General features: G+C 65.6%; 5 protein-coding genes (1 of these 5 cut by a window edge). 3 read left to right on the top strand and 2 right to left on the bottom strand.

From position 1 onward, the window contains the following. Together SBI20_RS12025 and SBI20_RS12020 are read left to right on the top strand one after the other, a co-directional pair. Positions 1-787 carry the 3' portion of a surface lipoprotein assembly modifier gene (locus tag SBI20_RS12025; RefSeq protein ID WP_411911521.1) on the top strand. The gene continues 494 nt to the left of window position 1, outside the view, so 787 of the gene's 1281 nt are visible here — the last part of the coding sequence; the start codon falls outside the window, past its left edge; its stop codon occupies positions 785-787. A gap of 41 nt (positions 788-828) precedes the next feature. Next, the gene (locus tag SBI20_RS12020) at positions 829-3330 is read left to right on the top strand and encodes a transferrin-binding protein-like solute binding protein (protein WP_317975251.1); all 2502 of its coding nucleotides are present in this window, start codon (positions 829-831) and stop codon (positions 3328-3330) included. A 111-nt stretch (positions 3331-3441) separates the two neighbouring features. On the opposite strand, the gene SBI20_RS12015 is transcribed toward SBI20_RS12020, so the two are convergent. Then, complete coding sequence (locus SBI20_RS12015; RefSeq protein WP_317975250.1) at positions 3442-4026, bottom strand: YqgE/AlgH family protein; 585 nt, start codon at positions 4024-4026, stop codon at positions 3442-3444. A 1-nt stretch (position 4027) separates the two neighbouring features. Beyond that, positions 4028-6811 carry a [protein-PII] uridylyltransferase gene (locus tag SBI20_RS12010; RefSeq protein WP_317975249.1) on the bottom strand — a complete coding sequence of 928 codons (2784 nt, stop codon included), beginning with the start codon at positions 6809-6811 and terminating at the stop codon, positions 4028-4030. A gap of 316 nt (positions 6812-7127) precedes the next feature. Here SBI20_RS12010 and lgt point away from each other — a divergent pair, with 316 nt between their 5' ends. After that, entirely contained in the window at positions 7128-7976 is an 849-nt protein-coding gene (gene lgt / locus SBI20_RS12005) for a prolipoprotein diacylglyceryl transferase (protein ID WP_317976124.1), read from the top strand. The last annotated feature ends 3 nt before the right edge of the window (positions 7977-7979 follow it).

Raw genomic sequence — 7979 nt, 5'->3', positions numbered from 1 at the left:
GGGAACGGTCATCGGGGATTTCGCGCTCGACGAGAATGCCCGTGCGCGTTCGGGACTGGGCCTTGCGGTGCGGGGACAGGCCTATATGCGCGCGCCGATCGACCGAAATGCCACATTGCTGGTGCGCCTGAGTGCCTCGGGCGATCTCTATCGGGACACGCAATTCGACGACGTGCTGCTCGGGTTGCTGGCCGGGCCGGAATATGCGCTGGGGTCTGACCGGCTGACCTTCGGGTTCGGACCGACGTGGCGCTGGTATGGTCTTGCGCCCTACAGCACGTCGCTGGGCGGTACGGTCAATTTTCTGCACCCGATGGGCAAGACCACGCAAGGACACGTCGAGGGGGGAATCACCCATACGGCCAACCACCGCAATGCGCTTCAGACGGGGGATGTCTATTCGTTGTCGGGTGGGCTCGACCGGGCGTTTTCCTCGCGGTTTGGTGGCGGGTTTCAGGTGTTTGCCAACCGCAACAAAGCGCGGGATGCGGGCTGGTCTGATGTGACGGCCGGAATGTCGGCCTATGCTTTCCGCGAGATCGGGCGGACCACGGCCGTCATCAGCGCCAGTTACAGCCGTCTCGAGGCCGATGACCGGCTGTTTCTCTATCGCCACCGTCGCGCCGACGAGCGCGTGGCCATTTCGGCGAGCACGACCTGGCGTGCACTGCAATGGAAAGGCCTGGCCCCGCTCACCCGGCTACGCTGGGAACGCAACCGTTCAAGCGTGGAAATTTACGATTACCGCCGCCTGGCTGCCGAAATCGGCATCACGGCGGCCTTTTGACCATCCTGTATTGTCGCGATTGGCCCGGAGGGACCCCTGCCATGACGAAGATCCGCCGTTTGCGTTTTCACGCTTCGCTTGTTTCCGTTCTGGCACTTGCGGCCTGTGGCGGCGGAGACGGCAGTGGAGGCGGGGTGAACAGCACGCCCGCACCACCGCCCACGGGAAGCAATGCCAGCCTGATCGGCTCGATGGTGTCCGAATCCTTTGCCAATGATTCCACCCTTGCCACGGCCAGCTATGCCGCGAACTCAGGAGTGGGTACGTTCGCCGCGGCCAAGGGCGCCCTCACCTTCGCCTATGACGCCGCCAGCAAGGCCTATAGCGTGCGGGATGGGTCGCTCAGCCAGACCTTCGCCCCTTCCACGCTCGACCAGACACAATCCAGTGCCTTGATCACGACCTACAAGGTCGTCGAGGGCAGCACGTCGAGCTACCTGACCCTGACAAAACCTGGCACTGGCAGTGGCCAGACCCGCTATGTCGGCGCCGGATACTGGCAGCGCGTCAACCAGGGCAGCAACCGGATCAATGCCAGCGTCGAGAGCTTTACCTATGGCGCCCAGACGGCCGCCGCAACAATGCCCACGAGTGGCAACGTCCGGTTCGCAGTCAGTCTGGTCGGGGTCAGGGCCACAGGCCAGACGATCCTGGGTCTGGGGGGAACGGGCCAGGTCCAGGTCGATTTCACCAGTGGCGCACTGATTGTCCGCATCCCCTACGGACAGATGAACGTGCAAACCGGCCAGACCGACTTCAGCGACACCCTTACCGGCACCGCCATGATCAAGAGCGGCTCCAGCGCCTTCAGCGGCAACCTGGGCCTGTCGTCAAATACCAAGGACAATGGTCTCGACGGCCACTTCTACGGCCCCAATGCAGCAGAAATCGGCGCCACGTTCTACCGCGCCAGCCCGGGTGACGTCACCACAGGGGCCTTTTTCGGCGCGCGGGATGCGACGGCCCCCACACCGTCCAGTATCGAGGGAAGTGGCTTTTTCGCGGTCCAGTCGACAGGGCTGGCTGCGAGCCTGAATGCAAACAGCATGGTCGAGCAGCTTGCTGCATCGCCTGCACTGGCATCGGTCTACACCCATTCGTCCCTTCAGCGCACCTTCTTCAGGGCCGACGGCACCACGATCACGACCGGACTGATGGTGATGTCCCCCCCGATCTACGGCGAAATCGGAATGCCAAGTTCCAACATGGCCAGCCTGATGTGGCAGCGGACGGGGGCGAGTGCGCAAGTCGACGCACTGCTCTACGGCATCGCGACTCCTGCCAGCGCCATGCCTGCCACCGGAGCGGCCCGCTACAGTGCCCGGCTTTCGGCGATTGCCCTGCCTCTTGGCGCAAAACCGCAGACCGCAGGGGGCACCGGCGATCTGACAGTCGATTTCAAGAGTGGCACGTTGACCGCCTCGGGAACCTATGCCGCCCACGATTTCGTCAACGGTGCGCCCGGCGACTTTACCGCGAGCGGCTCCAGGCAAGGCACCTGGACCGGCACAGCCACGCTGGCTGCCGGAAGCGCAAAGATAAACGGGCAATTTTCGACCCGAGGTGCGCTTGCCTATGACGGCACATTCGACGGCAGCTTCTTTGGCGCCAAGAACACCGAACTGGCGACCACCATCAAGGCTGGCGACAAGACCGGGGGACAACTGCTGGGGGTCATGACGGCATCATCGCCGGTGGATGTGACCGGCCTGGTGCAAGGCCTGGCGGCGCTGACCCAGACGACCGACCTGCAGGGGCGAAGTGTCGAGTACATCAAGAGTCAGGAAAACACGAGTTACGGCGCCAGCCCGTCATACGTTTCTCTGTTCCGCTATGACCCGGCCACCGGCACCTACACGATTAATACGAGTCCCAATTCGGTCGTCCGCTCCTATTGGCCCTCGTTCCTGACCGTCCTGGCCACTGATCGGTCCCCCAGCCAGAGCACGGCGGCCTTCGATGTCTACAAGGGCGCCGAGTATACCACGCGCGTGCTCCGCACGGGCGCAGGCAATCCCGACATCGCGTTGACCTATACCAGCTTTGCCGATCTCACGCGGAACGACACCCAACCGTTTATCGTCGGCCAAGCCCATCAATATATCATGTTTGGCACGCGAACCCCCGGCAGTGGTGTGCCAACCACCGGCACGGCGACATACAACGGGGTCGCCTATGGCAGCGGCCATGATGGCACGAGCGGACATGACGCCAGCCTTGCGGGCAGCAGCACGCTCAAGGCGAACTTCGATACAGGAAGCCTGGCGCTGACCCTGGCCATGGCGGCAACCGACATGACCACCGGCAAGGCGCGCGCCTTGGCCGAACAGACCTATGCCGGCACGATAGGGGCCACGCCCTGCAACCCTGTGTGCGACCGCAGCGACATCGTCCTGAGGAATACCGCAAGCAGCCGCGCCGACAACATCGCTGCCGGGCAGTTCAACGGCCTTTCCGCGCAGGAATACGGGGTTGTCTTCCGGCTCGACACTGATGCCGACACCTCCCACTTTGCCGGGGTAGCCATGGGCAAGCGGAACTGAGCGGTGCAGACTGGCCCGATGGAAGACGGGCAGGTGCGGGAGAGAAGGCGAACCTGAAAGCAGGACCTGCTCTCCCACTCATCCGCAAGATACGCACGCCAGATGCCCCGGTTAGGCGTGGCCGGTGTCGGTGGCCAAATGGGCGGGGTCGACACCTGCGGCGCGCCAGGTGGCGGACCAGCGGTTTCCGCGCGGGGTGTCGAACAGGATGGCCGCGCTGCCGTCGGTGGCGTGCCAGCCGTGGTGGTGGAGTTCTTCCTCAAGCTGGCCCGGCCCCCACCCGGCATAGCCGAGCGCAATCAGCCAGCGCGAAGGCCCGCGTCCTTCGGCAATCGCGCGCAGGACATCGAGCGAGGCCGAAAGCGTGCAAAGCGGATCGACCTGGATCGAGCCCTCGCTGCCCCAGTCGGGCGAATGGAGAACAAAACCCCGCCCGGTCTCGACCGGGCCGCCATGCAGCACCGGCACATCGGGGGTCAGACCCGGATCGATGCCGACATCTTCGAGCAGACTGTGGAACGAGATTCCCGCGCGCTCCTCGCCGATGCCGATGCCGAACGCGCCCTGATCGTCGTGAATGCACATCGCGATCACCGCACGGTCGAAACGCTGGTCCATCATGCCCGGCATCGCCAGCAGGAGCCGTCCGGCCAGATATTGCGGCGCGCGCGGGTTCACGAGGGGGCCCTCCGCCATATCAGGCCGCTTCCGTCGCGCTCGGGACCGGGGCGGACGCGGCATTGGGGCCGTGATCCTCGGCAGCATCCAGCAGGCGGCGTTCGAGATTGCGCAAGCGTGCCTCGCCGGTAACCTTCTGGCCGAGGATGTCGGTGACGTAGAAGGTATCGACCGCGCGCTCGCCAAACGTGGCGATATGCGCCGAATGGATCACCAGCCGCGAATCGAACAGGACATGGGCCAGCCGCGCGAGCAGCGCGGGCCGGTCGCGCGCGCCGACCTCGACGACCGTGAACCGGTTCGAGGCCTTGTTGTCGTAGATCACGATCGGCTGCACATCGAAAGCCTCCGCACGCGGGCGGGCCAGCGGACGCGCGGCGAGCTGGGGCATCAGCTTGACGCGGTTGGACAGCGCATCGGCGATGCCGGTCTTGAGGCGCTGAAGGTGGCGCTCCTCGTTGAGCGGGCGGCCCAGCGGGTCTTGCACGAGGAAATTGTCAACGGCCAGCCCGTTGCGGGTGGTGTGGATACGCGCGTCGATGATGCTGCCACCGGCCAGATGGATCGCCCCGGCGATGCGGTAGAACAGGCCTGCATGGTCAGCGGCCAGCACGGTGACGAGCGTGGCCCCGCGCTTGGGATAGTATTGCGCCTCGACCGAGAGCGGCTCGCCCAGCGCGCTGTCCATCTGCTGGAGGTTGAGCGTGATGATGTCCTCGGGCTCGGCAATCCAGTAGGCATCGCCCAACTGGCGCCCGACCGTGCCGATCAGCGCGGCGCGCTCCTGAAGCAGGTCGGCCACGGCCTTCTTCTTGGCGGCGATGCGCTCGGGACGGCCATGCTGCTTGTAGCCCAGACGCAGCATTTCCTCGGTCTGGATGAAGAGATCGCCCAGCAACTGGCGCTTCCACGAATTCCAGATGCCCGGCCCCACCGCGCGAATGTCGACGATGGTCAGGATCAGCAGCAGGCGCAGGCGTTCCGCGCTCTGCACCTGGGCGGCAAAGTCGGCGATGGTCTTGTAGTCGGCCAGATCGCGCTTGAAGGCGGTCGCGCTCATCAGCAGGTGCCAGCGCACCAGCCACGAAACCAGCTCGGTCTCCGTCGTCGAGAGGCCCAGACGCGGGCAAAGCTTGCGCGCCACTTCGGCGCCCAGAATCGAATGGTCGCCGCGCCGCCCCTTGGCGATATCGTGGAGCAGGGTGGCGACATAGAGCACCCGGCGCGAGGCGACCTTGCGCACGACATCGCTGGCCAGCGGGTGCGGCTCGCGCTCCTCGCCCTTCTCGATGCGGGCGAGCAGGCCGATGGCGCGGATGGTGTGCTCGTCGACGGTGTAGTGATGGTACATGTCGAACTGCATCTGCGCCACGACGCGCCCGAAATCGGGAATGAACCGCCCGAACACACCCGCCTCGCTCATCCAGCGCAGCACCGTCTCGGGATCGTGGCGGCTGGTCAGCACTTCGAGGAACAGCGCATTGGCGCGCGGATCCTTGCGCACGGCGCCGTCGATCAGCCCGGCGTCGCGCCGGGCCTGACGCATGGCCTCGGGGTGGATTTCCATCCCGTGCTTGTCGGCCACGACGAAGATCTCGATCAGACGCACCGGGTCTTCGGCAAAGAAATCGTCGCTGGGCACCGAGACCTTGTCGGCCACGACCGGAAACCCGCCGACCTTGCGCTTGCGGCGCTGGCGCAGCGAGGCCAGCAGGCCCGGCTTGGTGCGGGCGAACTGCTCGTCGAGCTGGGCCATGAACACGCCGGTCAGCGAGCCGACCTGATTGGCCTGGAGGAAGAAGAACTGCATGAACCGCTCGACCGAGCTTTTGCCCGGACGGTCGGCAAAGGCCATGCGCGAGGCCACTTCGCGCTGAAGGTCGAATGTCAGGCGATCTTCGGCGCGGCGGGTGATCATGTGGAGGTGGCAGCGCACCGCCCAGAAGAAGTTCTCTGCCCGGTGGAACGCGCGATATTCGGCCGCCGTGAGCAGTCCCACGTCGACCAGTTCGGACGGATCGCGCACCTTGTGGACATATTTGCCGATCCAGTAGAGTGTGTGCAGGTCGCGCAGGCCGCCCTTGCCCTCCTTGACGTTGGGTTCGACGACATAGCGGCTGTCGCCCAGACGCTTGTGCCGCTCGTTGCGCTCGGCCAGCTTCTCGGCGACGAACTGGCGCTCGGTGCCTGCCGCCACTTCCGACCAGAACCGGCGCGCGCATTCCTCGTAAAGCTCGCGGTCGCCCCAGACATAGCGCCCTTCGAGCAGCGCGGTGCGGATCGTCAGGTCGCTCTTGGCCTGGCGCACCGTCTCGTCGAGCGAGCGGCTCGAATGGCCGACCTTGAGCCCCAGATCCCACAGGAAATAGAGCATCGCCTCGATCACCTGCTCGCACCACGAGGTCGGCTTGATCGGGGTGACGAAGGCGATATCGACATCCGAATGGGGCGCCATCTCGCCCCGGCCATAGCCGCCCACGGCCAGAATCGCGATCCGCTCGCCGGTGGTGCGGTTGCTGGCGCGATAGACATGGCCGATCACGTAGTCATACAGCACGCGCACGAGCTGATCGACGAGGAAGGCCTGCCCCTGCGCGCATTCATAGCCCGCCGAAGGCTTGCCCCGCAGCCGCCGCGACAGCTCGTCGCGCCCTTCGGCCAGCGCCTGCCGCAAATGGTCGAGCACCGCCGGGCGCGCCCGCGCCGGATCGCCCCCGGCGGCGGCCACGGCACGGCTGACGGCCTCGGACAGGCTGCGACGGTCGATAATGGCACGCTGATGCGGAATCCGGGGAAGAGTCATGATCATCCAATAGACGAGGCCGGGTTAAGGGAAAACACCGTAGCCATCGAAGTTTCCCCGACAAGCATGAACGCAGGCAAGTGTGCATCATGCCTTCGGCAACGCAGGCACCAACCCGCCAGCCCCGTTCCGGTTCCCCATTTCAGGCCTGCTTTGGAAACACCCGTTTTGGGATTTGCCAGCAGCTTGGCCGCTGTGCCAGAAGGCGCCCCGCAAACCCCACCCCATGGAGCTGCCCCGCTTGCCCCTTTCTCCGGTTTCCCTGCTCCCGCTTCTTTCCGCCGCCTCGGCAGCCACGGCATCGGCCTCCTCGCACATGCCGCTGCGCTGGGACCAGCTGGGGCTCTCGCCCATTGCCTGGGATTTCGGCTTCTTCGCGCTGCGGTGGTATTCGCTGGCCTATCTGGCGGGCATTCTGGTCGGCTACTGGCACCTCTCGCGGATGATCCGCCAGCCCGGCGCGCCGATGGCCCAGCGCCATGCCGACGACCTGTTCTTCTATGCGACGCTGGGCATCATCCTGGGCGGGCGGCTTGGCTATGCCACGTTCTACGCACCCGAGCTGTGGACGCACCCGTCCGAGATGATCAAGCTCTGGCAAGGCGGCATGAGCTTCCACGGCGGGCTGATCGGCACGGTCTGCGCCATCGCCTTCGTGTGCTGGCGCAACCGCCTCAGCTTCATCCGCGTGTGCGACTATATCGCCCCTTGCGCGCCGATCGGGCTGTTCTTCGGGCGCTGCGCCAATTTCATGAATGGCGAACTGTGGGGCCGGGTGACCACGGCCGACGTGCCCTGGGCCATGGTCTTCCCCGGCGCGGGCCCCAATCCGCGCCACCCCAGCCAGCTTTATGAAGCCCTGCTCGAAGGGGTGCTGCTGGCCACGGTGCTGATCACGCTGTTCTGGAAGACCCGTGCGCGCTGGCGTCCGGGCCTGCTGATGGGCACGTTTGCCACCGGCTATGCGCTCTCGCGCTTCATCGTCGAGTTCTACCGCGAGCCCGACGCCCAGCTGGAAGACTTCGCCCTGCGCACCGGCCTGTCGATGGGCCAGTGGCTGACCCTGCCGATGCTGGCCATCGGCCTTGCGCTGCTGGTGCGCGCGCTCGTCCGCCCGCCGCTGGGCGCCACGGCGCTGCCCCCCATTGTCGATCCGGAAGACTGATTC

The sequence above is a fragment of the Novosphingobium sp. IK01 genome (assembly GCF_033242265.1).
Lineage (GTDB): Bacteria > Pseudomonadota > Alphaproteobacteria > Sphingomonadales > Sphingomonadaceae > Novosphingobium > Novosphingobium pituita.
Note: the sequence above shows the minus strand (reverse complement) of the source record. Positions and strands in the feature narration are given on the sequence as shown.